Annotated in this window: 20 protein-coding genes and 1 pseudogene; 14 read left to right on the forward strand and 7 right to left on the reverse strand. The window is 67.9% G+C overall.

Going from position 1 to position 23,455, the window contains the following annotated elements; genetic code table 11:
- Window position 1: 1 nt before the first annotated feature.
- A pseudogene (locus C6A86_RS10265) lies at window positions 2-851 on the reverse strand (aldo/keto reductase).
- Here C6A86_RS10265 and C6A86_RS10270 point away from each other — a divergent pair.
- The 7 genes from C6A86_RS10270 to sepIVA all read left to right on the forward strand — a co-directional run bounded on the left by C6A86_RS10270 (window position 850) and on the right by sepIVA (window position 8,642).
- Window positions 850-1,932 carry an alpha/beta hydrolase gene (locus tag C6A86_RS10270; protein ID WP_105365513.1) on the forward strand — a complete coding sequence of 361 codons (1,083 nt, stop codon included), beginning with the start codon at window positions 850-852 and terminating at the stop codon, window positions 1,930-1,932. The pseudogene C6A86_RS10265 and the gene C6A86_RS10270 sit on opposite strands and share 2 nt — an antisense overlap.
- Before the next feature lie 9 nt (window positions 1,933-1,941).
- A complete protein-coding gene (locus C6A86_RS10275; protein WP_105365512.1) occupies window positions 1,942-2,679 on the forward strand; it encodes a thioredoxin domain-containing protein in 738 nt (245 codons plus the stop codon).
- Window positions 2,676-3,293 carry a vitamin K epoxide reductase family protein gene (locus C6A86_RS10280; RefSeq protein WP_105365511.1) on the forward strand — a complete coding sequence of 206 codons (618 nt, stop codon included), beginning with the start codon at window positions 2,676-2,678 and terminating at the stop codon, window positions 3,291-3,293. Before C6A86_RS10275 ends, C6A86_RS10280 begins: the two co-directional genes overlap by 4 nt.
- Window positions 3,294-3,351: 58 nt before the next feature.
- The gene (locus C6A86_RS10285) at window positions 3,352-6,738 is read left to right on the forward strand and encodes a pyruvate carboxylase (protein WP_105365510.1); all 3,387 of its coding nucleotides are present in this window, start codon (window positions 3,352-3,354) and stop codon (window positions 6,736-6,738) included.
- A complete protein-coding gene (gene rsmD / locus C6A86_RS10290) occupies window positions 6,735-7,286 on the forward strand; it encodes a 16S rRNA (guanine(966)-N(2))-methyltransferase RsmD (RefSeq protein WP_105365509.1) in 552 nt (183 codons plus the stop codon). Before C6A86_RS10285 ends, rsmD begins: the two co-directional genes overlap by 4 nt.
- Before the next feature lie 29 nt (window positions 7,287-7,315).
- A complete protein-coding gene (gene coaD / locus C6A86_RS10295; RefSeq protein WP_105365508.1) occupies window positions 7,316-7,792 on the forward strand; it encodes a pantetheine-phosphate adenylyltransferase in 477 nt (158 codons plus the stop codon).
- A gap of 112 nt (window positions 7,793-7,904) precedes the next feature.
- Window positions 7,905-8,642 (forward strand): cell division protein SepIVA, encoded by a 738-nt coding sequence (sepIVA, locus tag C6A86_RS10300; RefSeq protein WP_105365507.1) that lies wholly within the window; start codon window positions 7,905-7,907, stop codon window positions 8,640-8,642.
- Between the two features lie 47 nt (window positions 8,643-8,689).
- Here the strand turns inward: sepIVA and C6A86_RS10305 are convergent, their stop codons facing one another.
- The 5 genes from C6A86_RS10305 to C6A86_RS10325 form a co-directional block, all read right to left on the reverse strand.
- Window positions 8,690-9,910, reverse strand: coding sequence for an SfnB family sulfur acquisition oxidoreductase (locus C6A86_RS10305; protein WP_105365506.1), 1,221 nt, complete (start codon window positions 9,908-9,910; stop codon window positions 8,690-8,692).
- Between the two features lie 87 nt (window positions 9,911-9,997).
- The gene (locus tag C6A86_RS10310) at window positions 9,998-11,335 is read right to left on the reverse strand and encodes an NAD(P)/FAD-dependent oxidoreductase (RefSeq protein ID WP_105365505.1); all 1,338 of its coding nucleotides are present in this window, start codon (window positions 11,333-11,335) and stop codon (window positions 9,998-10,000) included.
- 19 nt (window positions 11,336-11,354) lie between these two features.
- Window positions 11,355-13,643, reverse strand: coding sequence for a DUF1989 domain-containing protein (locus C6A86_RS10315; RefSeq protein WP_105365504.1), 2,289 nt, complete (start codon window positions 13,641-13,643; stop codon window positions 11,355-11,357).
- A gap of 18 nt (window positions 13,644-13,661) precedes the next feature.
- A complete protein-coding gene (locus tag C6A86_RS10320; RefSeq protein ID WP_057166351.1) occupies window positions 13,662-14,036 on the reverse strand; it encodes an ethanolamine utilization protein in 375 nt (124 codons plus the stop codon).
- A gap of 94 nt (window positions 14,037-14,130) precedes the next feature.
- Entirely contained in the window at window positions 14,131-15,312 is a 1,182-nt protein-coding gene (locus C6A86_RS10325) for an LLM class flavin-dependent oxidoreductase (protein ID WP_199196367.1), read from the reverse strand.
- A 195-nt stretch (window positions 15,313-15,507) separates the two neighbouring features.
- Here C6A86_RS10325 and C6A86_RS10330 point away from each other — a divergent pair, with 195 nt between their 5' ends.
- The 3 genes from C6A86_RS10330 to mutM are packed head-to-tail and all read left to right on the forward strand — an operon-like array spanning window position 15,508 to window position 17,621.
- The gene (locus C6A86_RS10330; protein ID WP_105365503.1) at window positions 15,508-16,062 is read left to right on the forward strand and encodes a DUF177 domain-containing protein; all 555 of its coding nucleotides are present in this window, start codon (window positions 15,508-15,510) and stop codon (window positions 16,060-16,062) included.
- Complete coding sequence (rnc, locus tag C6A86_RS10335) at window positions 16,052-16,768, forward strand: ribonuclease III (protein ID WP_105365502.1); 717 nt, start codon at window positions 16,052-16,054, stop codon at window positions 16,766-16,768. Before C6A86_RS10330 ends, rnc begins: the two co-directional genes overlap by 11 nt.
- Complete coding sequence (mutM, locus tag C6A86_RS10340) at window positions 16,752-17,621, forward strand: bifunctional DNA-formamidopyrimidine glycosylase/DNA-(apurinic or apyrimidinic site) lyase (RefSeq protein ID WP_105365501.1); 870 nt, start codon at window positions 16,752-16,754, stop codon at window positions 17,619-17,621. The genes rnc and mutM overlap by 17 nt, the downstream gene beginning before the upstream one ends.
- Here mutM and C6A86_RS10345 read toward each other — a convergent pair.
- The gene (locus C6A86_RS10345; protein ID WP_105365500.1) at window positions 17,608-18,252 is read right to left on the reverse strand and encodes a hypothetical protein; all 645 of its coding nucleotides are present in this window, start codon (window positions 18,250-18,252) and stop codon (window positions 17,608-17,610) included. The genes mutM and C6A86_RS10345 overlap by 14 nt on opposite strands.
- Window positions 18,253-18,313: 61 nt before the next feature.
- Here C6A86_RS10345 and C6A86_RS10350 point away from each other — a divergent pair, with 61 nt between their 5' ends.
- The 4 genes from C6A86_RS10350 to C6A86_RS10365 all read left to right on the forward strand — a co-directional run bounded on the left by C6A86_RS10350 (window position 18,314) and on the right by C6A86_RS10365 (window position 23,447).
- Window positions 18,314-18,724: an OsmC family protein gene (locus C6A86_RS10350; RefSeq protein WP_105365499.1), complete on the forward strand. Its 411-nt coding sequence runs from the start codon at window positions 18,314-18,316 to the stop codon at window positions 18,722-18,724.
- The gene (locus tag C6A86_RS10355) at window positions 18,717-19,010 is read left to right on the forward strand and encodes an acylphosphatase (RefSeq protein WP_105365498.1); all 294 of its coding nucleotides are present in this window, start codon (window positions 18,717-18,719) and stop codon (window positions 19,008-19,010) included. Before C6A86_RS10350 ends, C6A86_RS10355 begins: the two co-directional genes overlap by 8 nt.
- A 26-nt stretch (window positions 19,011-19,036) precedes the next feature.
- On the forward strand, window positions 19,037-22,624 hold the full coding sequence (smc, locus tag C6A86_RS10360; protein WP_105365497.1) for a chromosome segregation protein SMC: 3,588 nt from the start codon (window positions 19,037-19,039) through the stop codon (window positions 22,622-22,624).
- A gap of 73 nt (window positions 22,625-22,697) precedes the next feature.
- On the forward strand, window positions 22,698-23,447 hold the full coding sequence (locus tag C6A86_RS10365; RefSeq protein WP_199196365.1) for a hypothetical protein: 750 nt from the start codon (window positions 22,698-22,700) through the stop codon (window positions 23,445-23,447).
- Window positions 23,448-23,455 lie beyond the last annotated feature (8 nt).

Genomic DNA, 23,455 nt, shown 5'->3' on the forward strand with positions numbered 1-23,455 from the left:
CCTAGCCTGTCCAGTTGAAGGTCCGCGGATCGGGGCCCAGTCGGGTGCCGTCCTTCGAGTGTCGCGATGGACTCGATGTCCTGCGCGGTCAGCTCGAAATCGAACACGTCGAAGTTACTCGCTATCCGGTCGGGGTTCACCGACTTCGGGATGACGATATTACCCAGCTGCAGATGCCATCTGATCAAGACCTGGGCTGGGGTTTTGCCGTGCGCTTCGGCCACCGCGACCACGGTGGGGTCGCTCAGCAACGCGCCCTGCCCGAGTGGGCTCCACGCCTCGGTGGCGATACCCAGCTCGGCGTGCACTTCCCGCAACTCCTGCTGGGGGAATTTCGGGTGCAACTCGACCTGGTTCACCGCAGGCACGATGCCGGTGCCCTCCACCAGGGTTCGCAGATGTTCTGGCGCGAAATTGCTGACGCCGATGGACCGGACCCGGCCCTCGTCGCGCAGTGCGGCCAACGCCTTGAACGTGTCGACGAACTGGTTGACCTCGGGCATCGGCCAGTGGATCAGATACAGATCCACATAGTCGACGCCGAGGCGCTTGGCGCTGCCGTCGAACGCCTTGAGCGCCTTGTCATATCCGTGCTCGGAGTTCCACAGTTTGGTGACGAGGAACACATCTTCGCGCGCCACACCGTTGGCTGCGGCGGCCGTGAGTCCCTGGCCCACCTCGGTTTCGTTCTGGTAGGCCGCCGCGGTGTCGATATGCCGGTAGCCCGTCGCCAGGGCGGCCTCGACCGCCTGGCGGGTCTCCTCGGCCGGGGTCTGCCAAACTCCCAACCCGACCGTGGGGATGGAATTACCGTCGTTCAGCAACAGTGTGGGATTCGAAAGGCCAGTCATGACGCAGAGTCTGCCAGCACGGCAGAATCCGAGCCCGTTTCGCTTGAAGTTCGCCAATGTCGCCAGCAGGTTGTCGCTGCCGGTCATGGCGCGCATCCCGGATCCCGTCAAACGGGTGCTGTTGGGGCGGCGTTCGGTCACGATCGAGGGCAACACGCTGGACACCACCCTGCAGCTGATGCTCAACGCCCAGCGGGTCTCGGGGGTGGGCGGCCTCGTCGCCAGTGACGATGTCGTGGTCGCCAGGAAGCAACTCGACAGCGTCGCCGCCGCGCTGAGCACGCCGGTCGTCGTGCCGGTGCGGGATTTCACCATCCCGGGACCGGCCGGTGCGCTGACCGTCCGGCACTACGCCGCCGAGCCCGGTGCGCCGCTGCTGGTTTTCCTGCACGGTGGCGGGTTCGTGGTCGGCAGCCTCGGCACCCACGACGGTTTGTGTCGTCGCCTCTGCCACGACTCCGGCATGCACGTGCTGTCCGTGGACTACCGGCTGGCTCCCGAGCACAAGGCGCCGGCCGCCGGCGAGGACTGCATCGCCGCCTATCGCTGGGCGGTGCAACACGCCGATGAGCTGGGCGCCGATCCGCAGCGGGTGGCCGTCGGCGGGGACAGCGCCGGCGGGAACCTCGCCGCGGTGGTCACCCAGGCCGCCCGGGACTCCGGGGTGGCGCTGCCGGTCCTGCAGCTGCTCATCTACCCGATGGTCGACCCCGGAGGCGAGACCGTCTCGCGGACGCTGTTCGCCGATGGCTACTTCCTGACCAAGGCCGATATCGACTGGTTCAACCACCACTACATCGGCGGCGCCGATATCTCGCCGACCGATATCCGGGTGGCCCCGCTGCGCGCGACCGATCTCGGCGGACTGTCGCCGGCGTTGGTACTGACCGCGGGGTTCGACCCGCTGCGCGATGAGGGGGCCGCCTACGCCGGCGCGCTCGCGGCCGCGGGCGTCCCGGTGGACCTGCGTGAGTACGGATCGCTGACGCACGGCTTCGCCAACTTTTTCCCCCTCGGCGGCGGCAGCGAGGTGGCGCTCACCGACCTGACCTCGGCGCTGCGGGCTCATCTGAGCCGGTAGGCTGCACCCGTGGCGAACAAACCGAAGAAGCAGGCCAGCTACGACTTGAAGGCCGCCGACCGCAAGCGCAACCTTTTCGTCCAGATCGGGCTCACCTCGATCGTGGTGCTCTTCGCGGTGGCACTGGTGCTCTACATCGTCCTGTCGGGCGAGACGAAGCCCGAATCCGGCGAGGCCCGCGCGGTCCGCGTCGAGTCGAGCAATGTGGTCAAGAAGGACGACGGGATCGAGCCCAAGCTCGTGCTGTCGATCTACGAGGATCCGCTCTGCCCGCACTGCGGCGCCTTCGAGAAGGCCTTCGGCCCCACCATCAACGAGCTCGTCGACGGCGGTGCGATCGCGGTCGACTACTACATGGTGGGCATCCTGAACAGCCCGAGCAACCAGAACTACTCGTCACGTGCCAGCGGCGCCGCCTACTGCGTCGCCGATGAATCGACCGACGCGTTCCGCCGGTTCCACGGCGCGCTCTACGCCCAGCAGCCCAGCGAGACCGGTGGCGCCTACCCGACCGATGCGCAGCTCATCGAGACCGCGCGCCAGGCCGGCGCCGCGGGCAAGGTGCCCGAGTGCATCGACAAGGGCCGTTACGTCGATATGGCTGCCGGCATGGCCGCCGCCACCGAGATCAACGCCACCCCGACCGTGCGCATCAACGGCGAGGACTACGAATACAGCACCCCCGAGGCCCTGGTCGCGAAGGTCAAGGAGATCGTCGGCGACGTTCCCGGGATGCCCGAAGCGTGACCGTTGCCCCTGACCTCGAATCGGCCGAGGTTCCGGCCGAGCAGAGCGGGGTGCGCCGGTCCAGTGCGATCGGTGTGCTCGTCGCCGGCGTTCTGGGACTCGCCGCGGCCGCGACGCTGACCGTAGAGAAGATCGAGATCCTGATCGATCCGAGCTACATCCCGTCGTGCAGCCTGAACCCGGTGCTGTCCTGCGGGTCGGTGATGACGACACCGCAGGCCTCGGTGTTCGGGTTCCCCAACTCCCTGCTCGGCATCATTGCCTTCACCGTCGTGCTGGTCACCGGTGTGCTGACCGTTGCGCGGGTCACTCTGCCGCGCTGGTACTGGGCGGCGCTGGCCGTCGGCACGGCGCTGGGCGTGGTGTTCGTGCACTGGCTGATCTTCCAGAGCCTCTACCGCATCGGGGCGTTGTGTCCCTATTGCATGGTGGTCTGGGCGGTGACCGTCCCGCTGCTGGTGATCGTCGCGTCGATCGCTCTGCGTGCCGATACCGGCACCGGGGTGGCGGGCGCGATCTACCAGTGGCGCTGGTCGCTGGTGGCGCTGTGGTTCACCGCGGTGCTGCTGATGATCTTGGTTCGTTTCTGGAACTATTGGTCGACCCTGGTGTGAGCCTGGCGGCGACGCCGGTGTTACATCCAGGTAACAACAGCGAAGTTAGGGTAGCGCCGTGATTTCCAAACTCCTGGTGGCCAATCGCGGCGAGATCGCCATCCGCGCCTTCCGTGCGGCGACCGAGATGAACATCTCGACGGTCGCGGTGTATCCGTTCGAGGACCGCAATTCGTTGCACCGGCTCAAGGCCGATGAGTCCTATCAGATCGGTGATGAGGGCCATCCGGTCCGGGCGTATCTGTCGGTGCCCGAGATCATCCGGGTGGCCAAGCATGCCGGCGCGGACGCGGTGTACCCCGGCTATGGCTTCCTGTCGGAGAACCCGGAGTTGGCTTCGGCGTGTGCGGCCGAGGGCATCACATTCGTGGGCCCAGGGTCGGATGTGTTGGAGCTGACCGGTAACAAGGCCCGCGCGATCGCGGCGGCGCGGGAGGCCGGATTGCCGGTGCTGGCGTCCTCGGAGCCCTCGGCCTCGGTGGACGAGCTGGTGTCGGTGGCCGAGTCGATGACGTTCCCGTTGTTCGTCAAGGCGGTCTCCGGTGGTGGTGGGCGCGGCATGCGCCGTGTCGCGGAAGCCGGCGGACTGGCGGAGGCGATCGAGGCGGCCAGCCGTGAGGCGGAGTCGGCGTTCGGTGACCCGATGGTGTACCTGGAGCAGGCGGTCATCAACCCGCGCCATATCGAGGTGCAGATCCTGGCCGACGGTGCCGGGAATGTGATTCATCTGTTCGAGCGCGATTGCAGCCTGCAGCGCCGCCACCAGAAGGTCATCGAGCTCGCGCCGGCGCCGAATCTGGACCCGGCGGTGCGGGAGAAGATCTGTGCGGACGCGGTCGCGTTGGCGCGCCACATCAATTACTTCTGTGCGGGCACCATCGAGTTCCTGCTCGACGAGCGTGGTCACCATGTGTTCATCGAGTGCAATCCGCGGATTCAGGTGGAGCACACGGTCACCGAGGAGATCACCGATGTGGATCTGGTGTCCTCGCAACTGCGGATCGCGGCGGGGGAGAGCCTCTCGGACCTGGGTTTGAGCCAGGAGTCGATCCAGATCCGGGGCGCGGCCATGCAGTGCCGCATCACCACCGAGGATCCCGCCAATGGTTTCCGCCCCGATACCGGTCGGATCACCGGCTACCGTTCGCCCGGCGGCGCGGGTATCCGGTTGGACGGCGGCACCCACACCGGTGCGGAGATCAGTGCGCACTTCGATTCCATGCTGGTGAAATTGACCTGCCGCGGTAGGGATTTCACCATGGCTGCCGCCCGGGCGCGGCGCGCGCTGGCCGAATTCCGGGTCCGCGGTGTCAGCACCAACATCCCGTTCCTGCTCGCCGTCATCGACGACCGGGACTTCCGGGCGGGCCGGGTCACGACATCGTTCATCGACGAGCGTCCGGCGCTGCTGACCGCGCACACCCCCGCCGACCGCGGCACGAAGATCCTGAACTACCTGGCCGATGTCACCGTCAACAAGCCGCACGGTGAGCGGAGCGCGACGGTCTACCCGCAGGACAAGCTGCCCGATCTGGATCTGAGCACCAAGGCGCCGGATGGCTCCAAGCAGAAGCTCGAGGAACTCGGACCCGAGGGTTTCGCGGCTTGGCTTCGTGATTCACCGGCGCTGGGGGTCACCGACACCACCTTCCGTGATGCTCACCAGTCGTTGCTGGCCACCCGGGTGCGGTCCACAGGCCTGCTGCTGGTGGCCCCCTACATCGCGCGGATGACGCCGCAGCTGTTGTCGGTGGAGTGCTGGGGTGGCGCGACTTATGATGTGGCGCTGCGGTTTCTGAAGGAAGACCCGTGGGAGCGGCTGGCGGCATTGCGTGAGGCGATGCCCAACATCTGTTTGCAGATGCTGCTGCGCGGGCGCAACACCGTGGGTTACACCCCGTACCCGGAGTTGGTGACGCAGGCCTTCGTCGACGAGGCAACGGCAACTGGTGTCGACATCTTCCGGATCTTCGACGCGTTGAACAACGTCGACTCGATGCGCCCGGCCATCGACGCGGTGCGCGAAACCGGCACCGCCATCGCCGAAGTGGCGATGTCCTACACCGGCGATCTGAGCAACCCGGCCGAGGATCTCTACACCCTGGACTACTACCTGCATCTGGCCGATCAGATCGTGGCGGCCGGGGCGCATGTGCTGGCCATCAAGGACATGGCCGGGCTGCTGCGCCCGCAGGCCGCCACCACACTCGTCACCGCACTGCGGGAGCGTTTCGACCTGCCGATCCACGTACACACCCACGACACCCCGGGCGGGCAGCTGGCCACCTATCTGGCGGCCTGGACCGCCGGCGCGTCCGCGGTGGACGGGGCGTCCTCGCCGCTGGCGGGCACCACGAGCCAGCCCGCGCTCTCGGCGATCGTGGCGGCGACCGCGCATACCGAATTCGACACCGGCCTGGACCTGTCCGCGGTGTGCGACCTGGAGCCCTATTGGGAGGCGCTGCGCAAGGTCTACGCCCCGTTCGAGGCCGGGTTGCCCGCCCCGACCGGGCGGGTGTACACCCACGAGATCCCGGGCGGGCAGCTCTCCAACCTGCGCACCCAGGCCATCGCCCTCGGGTTGGGCGATCGGTTCGAGGATGTCGAGAACGCCTACGCCGGGGCCGATCGGGTGCTGGGCCGGCTGGTGAAGGTGACCCCGTCCTCCAAGGTGGTCGGTGATCTCGCGCTCGCGCTGGTCGGTGCCGGCGCGGACGCCTCGGAGTTCGCCGCCGACCCCGACAAGTACGACATCCCCGACAGCGTGATCGGGTTCCTGCGCGGTGAACTCGGCGACCCGGCCGGTGGCTGGCCCGAACCGCTGCGCACCAAGGCGTTGGCCGGTCGCGCGGCGGCCAAACCGGAGCAGGCCCTGTCCGCCGAGGACGAGACGGTGCTCGCCCAGCCCGGTATCAAGCGCCAAGCCGTGCTGAACCGGCTGTTGTTCCCCGGTCCGACAAAGGAATTCGAGGCCCACCGCGACCAGTACGGTGACACCTCACGGCTGAGCGCCAACCAGTTCTTCTACGGGCTGCGCCAGGGCGAGGAGCACCGGGTCTTCCTGGAGCGTGGTGTCGAGTTGCTGATCGGGCTGGAAGCGATCTCCGATGCCGACGAGCGCGGGATGCGTACGGTGCTGTGCATCCTCAACGGGCAGCTGCGCCCGGTGCTGGTGCGTGACCGCAGCATCGCCAGCGATGTCGCCGCCGCCGAGAAGGCCGACAAGACCAACCCCGACCACGTCGCCGCACCGTTTGCCGGTGTGGTCACCATCGGCGTGCAGACCGGCGAGAAGGTCGACGCCGGGCAGACCATCGCCACCATCGAGGCCATGAAGATGGAAGCCGCCATCACCGCACCCAAGGCCGGCACCATCGAACGCATCGCCGTCACCGGCACCGCCCAGGTCGAGGGCGGAGACCTGCTGGCAGTGGTGTCAACCTGACCCGGATCGTCGCCGGACAGTTCAAGGGACGCCGAATCTCGGTGCCCGCCAGCGGAACCCGTCCGACCACCGACAGGGTGCGGGAGTCGTTGTTCAACGTGCTGCAGGCGCGGATGGATCTCGACGGGATCGCGGTGCTCGATCTGTACGCCGGCTCCGGTGCGCTGGGGCTGGAGGCGTTGTCCCGTGGTGCGTCCTCGGCGTTGCTGGTCGAGTCCGACCGGCGTGCCGTCGCGGTGATCGAGGCCAATATCGCCGCGCTCGGAGCCAGGGGAGCCGTGGTGCGCCGGACCCCGGTCGACAAGGTGGTCCAATCCACGGGTAGACCGGTCGATCTGGTGTTCGCCGACCCGCCGTATGAGGTGGACGCCGGTGCCGTCGAGCGCGTGCTGGCCGCACTCCTGGCGAATGGCTGGGTGCGCCCCGGCGCGCTCGCGGTGATCGAGCGTGCGGCGGGCGGGCCGGCGATCGTCTGGCCGGACGGCTGGGCGGCCGAGGAGGAGCGCCGCTACGGCGACACCCGACTGGAGTTCGGCGTCATCGCGTAGCGACATCCGCTCGCGTAGCGTCTTCGTCCATGAGTGGCGCTGTGTGTCCCGGATCATTCGACCCCGTCACCCTCGGTCATCTCGATGTCTTCGAACGGGCGGCCGCCCAGTTCGACGAGGTCGTGGTGGCCGTGCTGGTGAACCCGAACAAGAAGGGGATGTTCAGCGCCGATGAGCGCATCGAATTGATCCGCGAGTCGACGACGCATCTGCCGAATCTGCGGGTCGAGTCCGGCTCCGGTCTGGTGGTCGACTTCGTCAAGCAGCGCGGGCTGACCGCCATCGTCAAGGGGCTGCGCACCGGCACCGATTTCGAGTACGAGCTGCAGATGGCACAGATGAACAAGCACGTCGCCGGCGTCGACACCTTCTTCGTGGCGACCACGCCGCAGTACTCGTTCGTGTCGTCCTCACTGGCCAAGGAGGTCGCTCAGCTCGGCGGCGATGTCACCGACCTGCTGCCCGCGCCGGTGAACGCGCGGCTGCGCGAAAAGCTCAAGGGCTGACCTCTCCGCCCTGTCACAGCACCGTTACGCGACACACCGGCCGGGAAAGCTCAGTCACAGGCGTAACACCAGGCACACTGGTCACTAACAACTACGCCTGGAGGGTGTTGCCGTGTATCGAGTGTTTGAGGCGCTTGACGAACTCAGCGCAATCGTCGAAGAAGCCCGTGGCGTGCCGATGACGGCCGGGTGCATGGTGCCGCGCGGCGATGTCCTGGAGCTGCTCGACGACATCAAGGACGCCATTCCCGGTGAGCTCGACGATGCCCAGGATGTGCTGGACGCCCGGGACTCGATGCTCAACGAGGCGAAGGACCACTCCCAGTCCATGGTGGCCACCGCGTCGGCCGAGGCCGATTCGATGGTCAACCACGCCCGCGGTGAGGCCGACCGGCTGCTGGCGGACGCCAAGTCACAGGCCGACCGGATGGTCGCCGAGGCGCGCGCGCACAGCGAGCGGATGGTCGGCGAGGCCCGCGAAGAGGCGAGCCGCATCGCCTCGACGGCGAAGCGCGAGTACGAGGCCGCGACCGGGCGCGCCAAGGCCGAGGCCGATCGTCTGATCGAGAACGGCAACATCTCCTACGAGAAGGCCGTCCAGGAGGGCATCAAGGAGCAGCAGCGCCTGGTTTCGCAGACCGAGATCGTGCAGACCGCCACCAGTGAGGCCACCCGACTGGTCGACACCGCGCACGCCGAGGCCGACCGGCTGCGCGGCGAATGCGATATCTACGTCGACAGCAAGCTCGCCGAGTTCGAGGATTACCTCAACGGCACCCTGCGCTCGGTGAGCCGTGGCCGTCATCAGCTGCGCACCGCCGCCGGGACACACGACTACGCCACCCGGTAGCCACCCGGTAGCCACCCGGTAGCCACCCGGTAACCACCCGGTAGGCCTCAAAGCTGGCCGTGCCGCGGCGGTGTGGTGCCCGACAGGGTGTAGCGGCCGATGTGCTGCAACTTCCAGCGGGTCGGGTCGTGCAACGTGTGGGTGCGGGCGTCGCGCCAGTACCTCGACAGGTTCGCCGCACCGGATGCGCTGCGGGTGCCGCCCAGTTCGAACAGTGCGCTCGACGCCTCCAACGACGCCCGGGTGGCGGCCACCTTGGCCACTGCCACGGACACCGAAGCCGCAGCGGCACTGCCGGAGTCGAGGTCGGCGGCCGCCGCATCCACGGCGCGGCCTGCCTCGGTCAGCAACGCCTGCGCGCCACGCACGGTGACGGTGACTTCGCCGGCAAGGTGCACGACCGTCGGATCATCGGCGGCGGTTTCCACCCCGGCCTCGAAATGCGGGCGGGCCGTGGCGGACTGACGGACCCCTTCGGCCAGTGCCGCGGTGGCGATCCCGACGTCGAGCGCGGTGTGGAACAACTGCGCCCGCGCCCCGTACACGCTGGGCGCGCTGAAGATGGGGGTGAACGCCACCACCTGCTCGGCAGGCACCCGCACGCCATCGAGGGTGACGGTGCCCGAGGCGGTGGTGCGCTGTCCCATCCCGTCCCAGTCGTCGACGACCCGCAGTCCCCGGGTGCCGGCGGGCACGAAGGCCAGTGCCTTCGGCGTGGACGATGTCGGGCTATCCCCGGGATGCTCCGGCAGCGAGGCCCGCACGATCACCCAGTCGGCGAACAGCGCACCGGTGGAATAGAACTTGCGGCCGTCGAGCACATAGTGCTCGCCATCAGGTATCAGGGTTGTGGCGTCCACATCGATGCGGCCCGAGCGTTCGGATTGCGCGTTGGCGAAAAGCGCGCCCTCCAAGACCTTCTCGTAGAAGAACGCCCGCTGCGCGTCGGTGCCCTGCAGTCGCACCGCCTCCAGGAACGTGTAGTGCGAATGCGGAATCTGGGCGACCGATGGGTCGCCGTGTGCGAGCAACCGGAACACCTCGGCGATCACCGCCGCGGGTGCCGCGATCCCGCCGTGCTCGACGGGGACCGACAGCGAGAGCAGACCGGACTCCTTGAGCGCTTGCACCTGATCGTGTGGCAGCACCCGGCCGGCATCGCGAGCACCGGCCTCGGCGGCGAAGGACGCCGACAACTCGGTCGCGATGGCCAGCGCCTGTGTGGCGTCGGCGATCCTGGTGGCCTCACCCGAGGCGCCGGTCGTCACGGAGTGGGGATGCGGAGGAGTCACTACGGGAGCGTGCCCGAGCGCGGTGGAACCGTCAGCCGTTGGGCTCAGCGAGATTCTGAGTGCTCAGCGCTGCAGGAATCGGGCGAGGCTGTCGTCGAGCTCCTCCCACCAGGTGGAACTGGGTACGGGGCCGACCGTGCCGGTGCACGGCGAGGCGAACGATTTGTCGCGGTATCCGGTGATGCTCTCGTCCTTGTCGTGTTCCCAGGTGACGAAATGCTGTCGCACCATGTCCAGATCGAAGGACTGGTAATCGGTGAGCGCCATCAAATCCCGCACGTAGGCGGTCTGGAAGTCGATCTGCTCCATGACGGTGTCGACCGCGGCGTACCTGGTCAGCCAGGCGTCGACATCGACGGCCATCGCATCGGCCGGGGGCAGCGGCAGCCGGCCCAGCACCACATCGCGGGCCACGAAGGCCTGTGCGTCGAACATGTTGAAGGTGTAGTACTGGTCCTGCATGCCCAGGTACAGCAGCTTCGGATTGGCCGTCCACACCACGCCCTTGTACAGCCCGGCGGGGTACAGGTTGTTCGCGGTCGTCAGCCGCAGGTCGGGATCGATGAACGGGAAGTGGTGCTGGTATCCCGTACACAGGATGATCGCGTCCACGTCGCGGCTGGTGCCGTCGGCGAAATGCGCGGTGCGACCGTCCAGGTGTTGCAGCGCAGGGACTTCGGTGATGCCGTCGGGCCAGCCGAATCCCATCGGGGCGTTGCGGTAGGCGATGGTGATGGACCCGGCGCCGTACTTGAGGGATTGCAGTGCGATGTCCTCGGCCGAATAGCTGCTGCCCAGGATCAGCAGGTTTTTGCCGGCGAACTCGACCGCGTCCCGGAAGTCGTGCGAATGCAGAATGCGGCCCGGGAAGGATTCGAAGCCCGGGTACTCCGGTACATACGGGGTGGAGAAGTGCCCTGTCGCCACGATGACGTGGTCGAACGTCTCGGTGCGCAGCAGGCCGGGACCGGACTCCCAGGATTCGACGGTGACGGTGAAGGTGTCTCCGTCGAAGGTGATATCACGGACGGCGGTGTCGAACTGGATGAACTGGCGCACATTGCTCTTCTTGGCCCGCCCGACGATGTAGTCGTAGAGCACCTCGCGCGGCGGGAATGACGGGATCGGACCGCCGAAGTGCTCGTCGAAGCTGTAGTCGGCGAACTCCAGGCACTCCTTGGGTCCGTTGGACCACAGGTAGCGGTACATGCTGCCGTGCACCGGATCTCCGTGCGAGTCCAGACCGGTGCGCCAGGTGTAGTTCCACAGCCCACCCCAGTCGCTCTGCTTCTCGAAGCACACCACCTCGCCGACGTCGACGCCGTCCTGTCGCGCCTGCTCGAACGCGTGCAGCTGGGCCAGTCCGCAGGGGCCGGCGCCGATCACGGCGATTCTGGTCATCGGGTTCTCCTCAAGGACGTCATGAGCGGGGTCGGGTCTTGTCGGGGTCGTAGAAGGGGAAGGTGGTGACGGTGGCCGGGATGCGCTTGCGGTGCCCGTCGAGCTTGCCGACCTCCACCCGGGTGCCGGGATCGCTGTGCTGGACGGCCATGCGGCACAACGCGATACTGGCTCCCAGGGTGGGAGAGCGGACACCGCTGGTGATCACGCCGACCTGGGCGCGACCGATGCGCACGCAGTCCCCGTGTGCGGCGGTTTCGTTGCCATCCAGACGCAGCCCCACCAGTGTGCGTTGCGGGTGGGCCTTGCGTTCGAGAAGTGCTGCCCGGCCCACGAAATCGTCGGTCTTGGACTTGAGTGGGACGGCGAATCCGATACCTGCCTCGAACGGGTCGATCTGATCGTCGAATTCGTGGCCGGCCGCGATCAGACCCGACTCGACACGCAGGATCTCCAGGGCCTCCAGGCCCAAGGGCGCCAGACCGTGCGGTTCACCGGCCAGCCACACCGCGTCCCAGAGGGTTTCGGCGTCGCCGGGGTGCACCCACAGCTCGTAGCCGAGTTCGCCGGAGTATCCGGTGCGGGACACCAGCAGCGGGATCCCGTCGGGTCCGCCGAGCCGCCCGATCAGGAACCGGAACCACCCCAGATCCCGCAGGGCCGGCTGGGTCGGCGGAGTCCAGATCAGTCCGGCGAGCAGCTCACGGCTGGCCGGCCCCTGCACGGCGATATTGTGCATCTGATCGGTGGAGTCCTTGATCCACACCCGGTGCAGTCCCAGCTTCTCGGCTTGGGTGCGTAGCCACATCCCGTCATGGGGGTCACCGCCGATGAAGCGGAAGTTGGTGTCGTTCAGGCGTAACACCGTGCAGTCATCGATGACGCCGCCGGACTCGGTGCACATCGCCGAGTACACCACCTGCCCGCGGGACAGCCGTCGGATATCGCGGGTCAGCGTGGCCTGTAGCAGGGCTTCGGCATCGGGGCCGAGGACCTCGAACTTGCGCAGCGCCGACAGGTCCATCACCGCGGCGCGTTCCCGGCACGCCCAGTACTCCTGTTGCGGTCCGTGGCCGTCGAAGCTGTTGGGCAGCCAATAGCCCTGATACTCGGTGAAATTGGAGGTCAGTGCGCCGGTCCGGGAGGCGAACGCGGTGGGCTTGGTCAGCACGGGCTCGGAGTCCGGGGTCAACCGGTGTCCCACCGCCACAGAGAACCTCCTGGTGGAGTCGTAGACGCGGATGTGGATGTCGGTGGGCGTCCAACCGTTCGCGGGGTCGATATCGTCCGGGCAGGCCGATGACGCGCACACCAGGTCGGTACAGGCCCGCAGCATCACGTAGTCGCCCGGGCGCGACCACGGCTCATCGGAGGTCAGCTGGTGCGCCGCGTCGAAAGCGGTGTTGTAGAACAGGTTCAGCGCCGGCCACCCGGCGCGGGCGGCCACCCCGAACCGGGCCAGCGTCGCGTTGAAGTTGTCGGTGCAGTTGACATGGCCGGGGTAGCCGAAATCGGCGTAGTACTTGGCGGTGCAGGCCAGCGCGAAGGTGTCGTGCCTGCCCACGGTGTCCCGCACCACCTCGACGAGAGGTTGTGCCCGGCCGTCGAAAAACTTGCCGAACAACCCGGGCTGCGGATACGCGCCGCCACCGATGCTGCGGGTGGTGGTGGCATCCAGCCCGTACTCGTGTCCGCCGTCGAGGCCGCGGGCATCGAAGGCCAGAAAGTCCGAACACTGCCTGCCCTGGACGTCGATGATCTGGACGAACTGCCCGGCCCGGATCTCATAGGACGACGCGGTCGAGGCGTCGATGCGCATGTCCCACAACGGTTCTGCCAGCGGCGCGGGCAGCTCGCGCTCGTGCACCCGCAGCGGGCTGGCCCGGTGCACCTCGATGATCACCTCCGAGGGTGGATTCGGTTCGGCGAGCGCCAGGTTCATCGGGACCGCGGGTGCGGCGATGAGCACGACGGCGTCCGCGGCGACGGCGAAACCGAGTCGGGCGCCGGCTTCGGAGTCTCCGCCGAACAGCCGGGTGGCCCGGGCCTGGTCCTGGTCGACGTGGCGTGAGAGCAGTCCCAGGATCCGACCGGCCGCGTAGCCGTTCTCGTCGGGGCCGGCCACCAGGCTGCGCAAGACTGTGGCCGGCGAGTCCGGCGCCGATCCGCTGACCGCACGCGGATCGGCGGCGAGCACCGTCAGTTCCACGGCCTGGCGCCCGTACCGGTCGATCACCTCGAAGCGGTCACCGCCGGTGACCGACAGCGCAGTGACCGAGCCGGGTGCCACCCGGAAGCGTTCGATCATGAGAGTCCGGCAGCGAGATCAGGGCGCGAACGACCGGTAGCCGACGTAGAACGCCAGGGCATGGTCCGGGGTGGAGAACAAGATCCGCGAGCCCTTCGGGAAGAAGATGGCGTCCTTGGCCCGTGCGATCTGCACCTGTCCGGTGTCCGGGTTCTCCAGCCGGAACTCACCTTCGAGGACGACCTTCATCTCGTCGTAGGCGTAGTAATAGTCCAGCGGCGCATCGGTATTGCGCAGCTCGAAGTACCCCGAGCACATCGGCACCCCGTCGGGGTTGGCGTAGACGTCGTCGATGAACCCCTCGGTTCCCGGGTACTGCTCCAGGGGCATCTGCGGAAGTGATTCCCAGAAACCCGAGGTGACTTGGAAGATGGGCGCGGCCGTACTCGTCACAGAACCTCCATCGTGATCTCTCACATGAAACAGCGTCTGTTGTGAGGAAACCATGCGTGGATTTCGGCGAGATTACGCCGACGTGCCTGTGTCGTTAGCGCGCCGACCCGACGAACGGGATCGAGACGCTGGGGGCCATCGGATAATCCGCCCCGGATCCAAGATTGAACAGGCCGCGTTCCCGCAGGATCGGCACCACGCCCTCGCCGAACCAGTACAGCTCCTCCAGGTGGGGATACCCGGAGAAGATGAACTCGTCGATGCCGATCTCGGCGTACTCGGCGATCCGGTCGGCCACCTCGGCGTGACTGCCGACCAGGGCGGTCCCCGCCCCACCGCGCACCAGCCCGACGCCCGACCACAGGTTCGGCGCGATCTCCAAACTGCGTGCGTCGCTCCAGGTTCCGTTGGTCCGGTTGGCCTGGTGCAACGCCAGCATCCGCTTCTGGCCCTCGGACTGGCTGCGCGCCAGCCCGGCCTGGGCGGCCTGCACGGTCTCCTCGTCGAGCGCGCCGATCAGCTTGTCGGCCTGCGCCCACGCCTCGTCGGCCGTGTCGCGGGAGATGGTGTGCAGCCGAATGCCGAAGCGCAGCGTGCGACCCGCGGCCTCGGCTTCCTTGCGGATCCAGGCGATCTTCTCGGCCACGGCGGCCGGCGGCTCACCCCAGGTGAGGTAGACATCGGCATGGTGGGCCGCGACCGGGCCGGCGGCCTTCGAGCTGCCACCGAAGTACAGCGGCGGGACCGGACTGGGCGGCACCGCCAGCGCGGCCTCCTCGACCTGGATGTACTCGCCGTCCAGGCTGACGGTCTCGCCGGCCCATAGCCGGCGCACCACGTCGAGGAATTCGTCGGCGCGGGCGTACCGGGCGTCCTTGTCCAGATGGTCGCCGAACGAGCGCTGCTCGTGTGCCTCCCCGCCGACGACGACGTTGAGCAGGATGCGTCCCGGAGCGTGGCGGGCGAACGTGGCGGCCATCTGCGCCGACAGCGTGGGGCTCACCAGCCCGGGGCGGAACGCCACCAGGAAGGCCAGTGAGGTCGTCTCCCGGGCCAGCAGCGCCGCGGTCACGAAGGCGTCCTCACACCAGGCGCCGGTCGGGATGAGCGCACCCGTGAAGCCGAACCGTTCGGCGCCCCGCACGATCGACGCCAGGTAGTCGATGGACGCCTCGCGGTCACCCCCGGCGGCGCCGGCCGGCGTGCCGTGCCCACCACCGACAATCAGCCGGCTGTCGCCGTAGGTGGGCAGAAACCAGTGCAACTTCACGGTCAGATCCGTCCTTACGCAGCAAGTACTCTTCGTGCCCACGAGTATCGACCTCCCCACCGACCGGCAAGGCCCGATCCGGCGTGCGTTCCGCGGCGACACCGACCCTCACCGGCCACAGCGCCGCCACCGACTAAAAATCTCGGTGATCGGGTGTCGGGTGCGACGGCACGTCAACAGCGCCGAAGTAGGATTGGCCCCATGGCTGGCAAAAATCCCCTCGCGATCGACATCTCGCGGCTGGGTCTGCGGCCGGGCTCGATGATCGAGGTACACGAGACGGTGCCCTCGCCGTCGCGTATCGGGATGGACCTGATCCGTATCGAGCAGGGTGCCCCGCTGGATCTGGACCTGCGCATCGAATCGGTTTCCGAGGGCGCGCTGGTCACCGGCACCGTCTCCGGGCCCACCACCGGCGAATGTGTGCGCTGTCTGGAACCGGTCAGCGGTGAGGTGTCCGTCGACATCACCGAACTGTTCGCCTACCCGGGCAGCACCACCGAAGCGACCACCGAGGAAGACGAGGTCGGCCACGTCGTCGATGACCGCGTCCACATCGAGCAGTCTCTGGTGGACGCCGTCGGCCTGGCGCTGCCGTTCTCGCCGATGTGCCGGGAGGACTGCGCCGGGCTGTGCCCGGACTGCGGTGTCGCGCTCGCCGACGCCGAGCCGGGGCACGCGCACGACAAGATCGACCCCCGCTGGGCGAAGCTGGCCGCGTTGAAAGACCAAGCCGGAGATGCCAGTGACGGCTGAGCACGAGTCGTTGATCGAAGCCCTTGGCGTGCGGTTGCCCGAGGATCTGCTCACCATCGCCCTGACTCACCGCAGCTTTTCCTATGAGAACGGCGGGCTGCCCACCAACGAGCGCCTGGAGTTCCTCGGCGACGCGGTGCTGGGTCTGACGATCACCGAGGAGCTCTACCACCGCCACCCCGATCGTCCCGAGGGCGACCTGGCCAAACTGCGTGCCAGCATCGTCAACACCCAGGCGCTGGCCGATGTCGGGCGCAAGCTCGGGCTCGGCACCCACCTGTTGCTCGGCAAGGGGGAGGAGAGCTCCGGCGGAGCCGACAAGTCCAGCATCCTCGCCGACGGTGTCGAATCCCTGCTGGGCGCAATTTATCTGAACCAGGGCAATGTGATTGCGCGGGAAGCGATCCTGCGGCTGTTCAGCGAACTGCTGGACACCGCACCGACACTCGGTGCCGGGCTGGACTGGAAGAGCAGCCTGCAGGAACTGTCCGTCGCCCGAGGCCTGGGCCCGCCGGCCTATACCGTCAGCGCTCAAGGGCCGGACCACGACAAGGAATTCACCGCGATCGTGGTGATCGCCGAGCGCCAATTCGGCCGCGGGGTCGGGCGCACCAAGAAAGAGGCAGAACTCAAGGCGGCCGCCGCAGCATGGAGCGCCATCGACGCCGCGGGCGACGACGAGACCGGGGATGCCGGAACTCCCTGAGGTCGAGGTGGTGCGGCGGGGGCTGGCCGCACACATCCTTGACCGCACCATCACCGATGTGCAGGTGCTGCACCCACGCGCCGCGCGCAGGCACCTCGCCGGCTCGATCGACCTGGCCGCGCGGCTGCGTGGCAACACCATCACCGGAACCGGCCGACGCGGAAAGTACTTGTGGCTTACCCTTTCCAGCGGTGACGCGTTGGTCGTGCACCTCGGAATGAGCGGGCAGATGCTGCTCGGTGATGTCCCGAACCCGTCGCATCTGCGGATCGCCACGACGCTCGACAACGGTGTCTCGATGAATTTCGTCGACCAACGCACCTTCGGGGGTTGGATGCTCACCGATCTGGTGACCATCGACGGCACCGAGGTGCCCGAACCCGTCGCGCACATCGCCCGTGACCCGCTGGATCCCGAGTTCAACCGCGACGGCGTGGTCACGGTGTTGCGGCGCAAGCATTCCGAGATCAAGCGTCAGTTGCTGGACCAGACGGTGGTCTCCGGGATCGGCAATATCTACGCCGACGAGGCGCTCTGGCGGGCCAAGATCAACGGCGGCCGGCTGGCGTCGGCCCTGACCAGACGGCAACTGGCCGAGCTGCTGGACGCCGCCGCCGAGGTGATGACCGGCGCGCTGAGCCAGGGCGGGACGTCGTTCGATTCGCTGTATGTGAATGTCAACGGCGAATCCGGATACTTCGAGCGCTCGCTGGAGGCCTACGGGCGCGTCGACCAAGGGTGCCGGCGCTGCGGTGCGGTGATGCAGCGCGACAAGTTCATGAACCGTTCGTCGTACTACTGTCCCAAATGCCAACCGCCCCCGAGGATTCGGCGCACATCTAGCGCTGGCTGAACTCCACGGCTGCGGACATGCAGACCTTCCACTCGCCCGATTCCTTGCGGAAGTAGGCGGTGTCGAACGGTCCGCCCGCATTCATCCTGGCCGATGCCACATCGCCCTTGACCGTGATGTCGGTCGCGGTGACTTCGGTGGTCGGGGCGCTCTGCGGAACGTCCATGCCCTCCAGGATGTCGCCGAGTTCGCCGAGGGCGCCGAACATCCCGGCCTCCGCGGCGCAGAAGTACTGACCGAGATCGGAGAACTTCCCGGTGTTCCCGGCGGCGCCGAACTCCTCGACGAGCTGTTGGATCTGGGCTTCGTCGGTGGACACCAGGATCTGGTCACCGGAGCGGAACAGGAACACTCCGCCGACCACCAGCGCCGCGACGACCAGCACGCTGGCCACGCCGCCGAGAATCCACCAGGTTCCGTTGCTCTTCTTCGGGGGCTGCGGCGGATACCCGTACGGATAACCCGGAGGCGGAGCGCCGTAACCGTAGGGCTGCTGGTAGGGCTGCGCCGGTGGCGGCACCTCATAGGCCGGGTACTCGTAGGCCGGCGGCTGCTGGGGATCCCACGAACCTTGCTGTTGTGGACCCCACGGTCCCTGCGGCCCCGGTTGCTGCGGGGGGTAGTGCGTCACGGCGATAGCTCCTCAGCTGGTGTCGTTCAACACTAACTCGCGCCTCCGTAGACTCGCCGGAATGACAGAACTGTGGGTCGAGCGGACCGGCGTGCGGCGCTACACCGGACGCAGCACGCGGGGCGCGGAGGTGCTGGTGGGGTCCGAGGACGTCGAGGGCGTCTTCACACCCGGTGAGCTGATGAAGATCGCACTGGCCGCGTGCAGTGGGATGAGTAGCGACGCGCCGCTGCGCCGTCGCCTCGGCGACGATTACGCCACCACCATCCGGGTGTCCGGCGCGGCCGATCGGGAGCAGGAGCGGTACCCACTGCTGGCCGAAACCCTGCAGATTGATCTGGCCGGGCTGTCCGAGGACGAGGTGAAGCGGCTGCTGGTCGTCGTCGAGCGCGCCATCGACCAGGTCTGCACCGTCGGGCGCACCCTCAAATCGGGCACCGAGGTGACCTTCGAGGTGGAGAACGTTGGCTGATTCCGGCGCGGATCAGCCGGTCCGGCTCAGCGCCTACGTCCACGGACACGTGCAGGGCGTGGGTTTCCGCTGGTGGACGCGTGCTCGGGCGCTGGAGCTCGGGTTGTCCGGGTATGCATCGAACCGGCCCGACGGGCGGGTGCACGTCGTGGCACAGGGGCCCCGGCCGGATTGTGAGCGGCTGCTGGACCACCTGAAATCCGGTCAGACTCCGGGAACGGTGGATGCGGTGATGGCCGATTGGTCGGCGGCGGGCGACCCGATTGACGGCTTCAGCGAACGTTAACCGCCGCGACGGTAGGGTTTCACCTCGTGCATCTCAAGAGTCTGACGCTGAAGGGCTTCAAGTCCTTCGCTGCGCCGACGACTCTGCGCTTCGAGCCGGGTATCACCTGCGTCGTCGGGCCCAACGGGTCGGGTAAATCCAACGTCGTCGATGCCCTGACCTGGGTGATGGGCGAGCAGGGCGCCAAAACGCTGCGCGGCGGCAAGATGGAGGACGTCATCTTCGCCGGCACATCCTCGCGCGCCCCGCTGGGTCGCGCCGAGGTGACGCTGACCATCGACAACTCCGACAACGCGCTGCCCATCGAGTACAACGAGGTGTCCATCACGCGGCGGATGTTCCGCGACGGCGCCGGCGAGTACGAGATCAACGGCAGCAGTTGTCGCCTGATGGACGTGCAGGAGCTGCTCAGCGACTCCGGTATCGGCCGGGAAATGCACGTCATCGTCGGGCAGGGCAAGCTCTCGGAGATCCTGGAATCGCGTCCCGAGGACCGCCGCGCCTACATCGAGGAAGCGGCCGGCGTGCTCAAGCACCGCAAGCGCCGCGAAAAGGCCGTCCGCAAGCTCGACTCGATGCAGGCCAACCTGGCCCGGTTGACCGATCTGACCACCGAGTTGCGCCGACAGCTCAAACCGCTGGGCCGCCAAGCCGAGATGGCCCGCCGCGCCCAGACCATCCAGGCCGATCTGCGCGACGCCCGGCTGCGGCTGGCCGCCCACGACCTGCTGGTGCGCCAGACCGAGTTCAACGACACCAACCAGGCCGAGACCACGCTGCGCCGCGAACACGACGACGTGACGACGCGGCTGGAGGTTGCCACCGTCGAGCTGGCCGCCCATGAGAGCGCCGTGACCGAGCTGACCGAACGCGCCGAGGCCGCCCAGCAGACCTGGTTCCGGCTGTCCGCGCTGGCCGAACGGGTCAGCGCGACAGTACGCATCGCCAATGACCGCACCCAGCTGCTCGACGCCGAACCGGAAACGGACTCCGGCCGCGACCCCGACGCCCTGGAGGCCGAGGCCGACGAGGTCGCCGCGCGTGAGCAGGAGTTGCTGGCGGAGCTGGAGGCCTCGCGCGAGACCCTGGAGTACGCCCGCGCCGAACTCGCCGAACGTGAACGCATCGCCGCCGACGCCGAGCAGGCGCACCGGGCGGCCGCGCGCGCCGAGGCCGATCGCCGGGAAGGTCTGGCCCGGCTGTCCGGTCAGGTCGACACCATGCGCAGCCGGGTGGAATCCACCGATGACGAGGTCGCCCGGCTGACTGCCCGCATCGAGGAAGCCGCGACCCGAGTTCAGCAGGCCCAGGCCAACTTCGAGAACGTGCAGGCACGCGTCGGCGAACTGGACGAGGGCGAGGTCGGTCTCGACGATCAGCACGACCGTTCGATCACCGCACTGCGCACCGCCGACGAGCGGGTCGCCGAACTACAGTCCGCCGAGCGGGCCGCCGAACGGCAGGCCGCCTCGCTGCACGCCCGTATCGACGCGCTGTCGATGGGCCTGGCGCGCAAGGACGGGGCCGCCTGGCTGTCGGAGAACCACGGCGGCACAGGGCTTTTCGGGTCGGTCGCCAAGTTGGTGCGGGTACGCCCCGGCTACGAGGTTGCGGTGGCGACGGTGCTCGGCCCGGCTGCCGACGCGCTGGCCGCCGAGAACGTCGGCGTTGCCCGTGCGGCCGTCGCCGCGTTGAAGGAAGCCGACGGGGGACGGGCATCGATCCTGCTCGGGGACTGGCCCGTGCATCCCGCCCACAACGGCGAGGCGCTGCCCGCCGGCGGGCAGTGGGCGATCGATCTGGTGGAGGCTCCCGACCGGCTGCGCGGCGCGATCAGCGCGCTGCTGTCCGGTGTGGCCGTGGTCGACGACCTGTCGGCGGCGCTGAGCCTGGTGGCAGAGCGGCCGCATCTGCGGGTCGCGACCGCCGAGGGCGACCTGGTCGGCGCCGGCTGGGTCAGCGGCGGATCGGATCGCAAGGTCTCGACGCTGGAGATCGCTTCCGAAATCGAAAAGGCCCGAACAGAACTCACCAACGTGGAACGTCAGGCCGGGGAGGTGACGGCGGCCCTGGCGGGCGCCAAAGAGGAACAGGCGGCCCGCCAGGATGCGGCCGAGCAGGCATTGGCGGCGCTCAACGAATCCGACGCCGCGATCTCGTCGATCTACGAGCAGCTGGGTCGGCTCGGTCAGGAATCTCGGAACGCCGACGCCGAATGGCAGCGGCTGATCAAGCAACGCGACGAGCTGGAGGCCGGCCGGACGACCGCGGTCGAGGAGCTCACCGAACTGGAGACCCGGCTGCACAACGCGCAGCAGTCGCCGATGTTCGAGGTCGACGATACCGAGGATCGCCAGGAGTTCACGCTGGCCGCCGAGACCGCGCGGGCCACCGAGGTGGAGGCCCGTCTGGCGGTGCGCACCGCCGAAGAACGCGCGAACGCCGTTCGGGGGCGGGCTGATTCGCTGCGCCGGTCGGCTGCGGCCGAGCGTGAGTCGCGGCTGCGTGCTGCTCGGGCTCGGGAGGCCCGCGAGCATGCAGCGACCGTCGCGATCGCCGTGGCCGAGTCGGGTCGGCTGGTCGCGGCCCGATTGGCGGCCACAGTGGCGTTGGCCTCGCGCACTCGCGACCAGGTGGCCGCCGAGCGTTCGCAGCGCACCGAGGCGCTGAACCGGGCCCGCACCGAGGTCAACGAGTTGGGTGCCCGGATCAATGCGCTGACCGATTCACTGCACCGTGACGAGGTGGCCAAAGCCCAAGCGGCACTGCGTATCGAGCAGCTCGAGCAGCAGGCGCTGGAGCAGTTCGGGTTGGCCGCCGCCGACCTGATCGCCGAGTACGGACCCGACAATCCGCTGCCGCCGACCGAGCTGGAGATGGCCGAGTACGAGCAGGCCAAGGAGCGCGGCGAGCAGGTCACCGCGCCGGCGCCGATGCCGTTCGACCGGCCCACCCAGGAGCGGCGCGCGAAGAAAGCCGAGCGTGAGCTCAACGAGCTGGGCCGGGTCAATCCGCTGGCGCTGGAGGAGTTCGCGGCGCTGGAAGAGCGCTACAACTTCCTGTCCACCCAGCTGGAGGACGTAAAGGGCGCCCGGAAGGACCTGCTGGACGTCATCGAGGATGTCGATGCCCGCATCCTGACGGTTTTTACCGAGGCCTACGCCGATGTGGAGCGCGAATTCACCCAGGTGTTCGCGTCGCTGTTCCCCGGTGGTGAGGGCCGGCTGCTGCTGACCAACCCTGGCGATCTGCTGACCACCGGTATCGAGGTCGAGGCGCGCCCGCCGGGTAAGAAGGTCAAGCGGCTGTCGCTGCTGTCCGGTGGCGAGAAGTCGCTGACCGCGGTGGCCATGTTGGTGGCCATCTTCCGGGCGCGGCCGTCCCCGTTCTACATCATGGACGAGGTCGAAGCGGCGCTGGACGATGTCAACCTGCGCCGACTGCTCGGGTTGTTCGAGCAGCTGCGGGAGAAATCGCAGCTCATCGTCATCACCCACCAGAAACCGACGATGGAGATCGCCGATGCCCTGTATGGCGTCACCATGCAGGGCGATGGCATCACACAGGTGATTTCGCAGCGCATGCGCGGGCAGGACCTGGCGACCACGGGCTGATTTTGGTGTGCCCTCGGGGTGCGCAGCTCCGGTAGGGTTTTTTGGCGAGGAGTGTGTCGCGGGAGGGGGCTTCATGACACTCGAACCGTTGAAGGTGGACGCCGAGTTGCTCGGTGCGGCGGGGCAGCGGTTGTTGACTGCGGCCCAGGGCCTGCCCGATGCGCCGGAGGCGTTCACCCCCGGGTACGGGTCGGACGCGTTGTCGCAGGCGTTATCGGCCGATGTGCCCAAGGCCGAGGCCCCGATCATCGAGGGTCTGCCGCCATTGAAGCAGGCCGCCATCGGCACCGCAGAGTCCGTCGTCGAAGCGGCCCGGCGGTATCTGAGCGCCGATTCGCACCTCAAGAGCAAGATCGAAGAGACGATGAACCAGCCGACCGTCGGCGGCTCATCCGGTGGCGGTGGAATTGCTTCCCCGGCAACGGGTTCCGGGGGTGGTGGTGCGGCTGCAGCCGGTGCACCCGCCGTTGCCGGCGGGAGTGCGGGCGGCGGCATGGGCGCCATGGGCGGGATGATGGGCATGCCCATGCAGATGGCCCAGCAAGCCGGCCAGATCCCGCAGCAGATCGGCGGCATGGCCGCGTCGCTGCCGCAGTCGGTGATGCAGGGCGCACAGCAGGTGGGGGGTCAGGTCCAGCAGATGGTCGAGCAGTTCAGCGGCAACGAGCCCGACGAAAAGGGTGAGGCGGCTGAGTCCGGCGGCAAGCATCGCGCTGAGGAGGCACCTGCCGGTGCCGCGCCGGGACAGGACGAGGGCGAGCGCGCCCCCGCGGCGTCTTTGTCGAGGCCGGCCACCCCCGCGGATCCGACGATCAACTTGTAGGTGTGGTG

Origin of the sequence: Mycobacterium sp. ITM-2016-00316 (genome assembly GCF_002968335.2) — a bacterium.
Lineage (GTDB): Bacteria > Actinomycetota > Actinomycetes > Mycobacteriales > Mycobacteriaceae > Mycobacterium.

Coding starts and splice junctions, on each gene's coding strand:
- C6A86_RS10270 (WP_105365513.1), top strand. CDS start 850: ATGACGCAGAGTCTGCCAGCACGGCAGAATCCGAGCCCGTTTCGCTTG.
- C6A86_RS10310 (WP_105365505.1), bottom strand. CDS start 11,335: ATGACCAGAATCGCCGTGATCGGCGCCGGCCCCTGCGGACTGGCCCAG.
- C6A86_RS10315 (WP_105365504.1), bottom strand. CDS start 13,643: ATGATCGAACGCTTCCGGGTGGCACCCGGCTCGGTCACTGCGCTGTCG.
- coaD (WP_105365508.1), top strand. CDS start 7,316: ATGAGTGGCGCTGTGTGTCCCGGATCATTCGACCCCGTCACCCTCGGT.
- C6A86_RS10365 (WP_199196365.1), top strand. CDS start 22,698: ATGACACTCGAACCGTTGAAGGTGGACGCCGAGTTGCTCGGTGCGGCG.
- C6A86_RS10330 (WP_105365503.1), top strand. CDS start 15,508: ATGGCTGGCAAAAATCCCCTCGCGATCGACATCTCGCGGCTGGGTCTG.
- C6A86_RS10350 (WP_105365499.1), top strand. CDS start 18,314: ATGACAGAACTGTGGGTCGAGCGGACCGGCGTGCGGCGCTACACCGGA.
- mutM (WP_105365501.1), top strand. CDS start 16,752: ATGCCGGAACTCCCTGAGGTCGAGGTGGTGCGGCGGGGGCTGGCCGCA.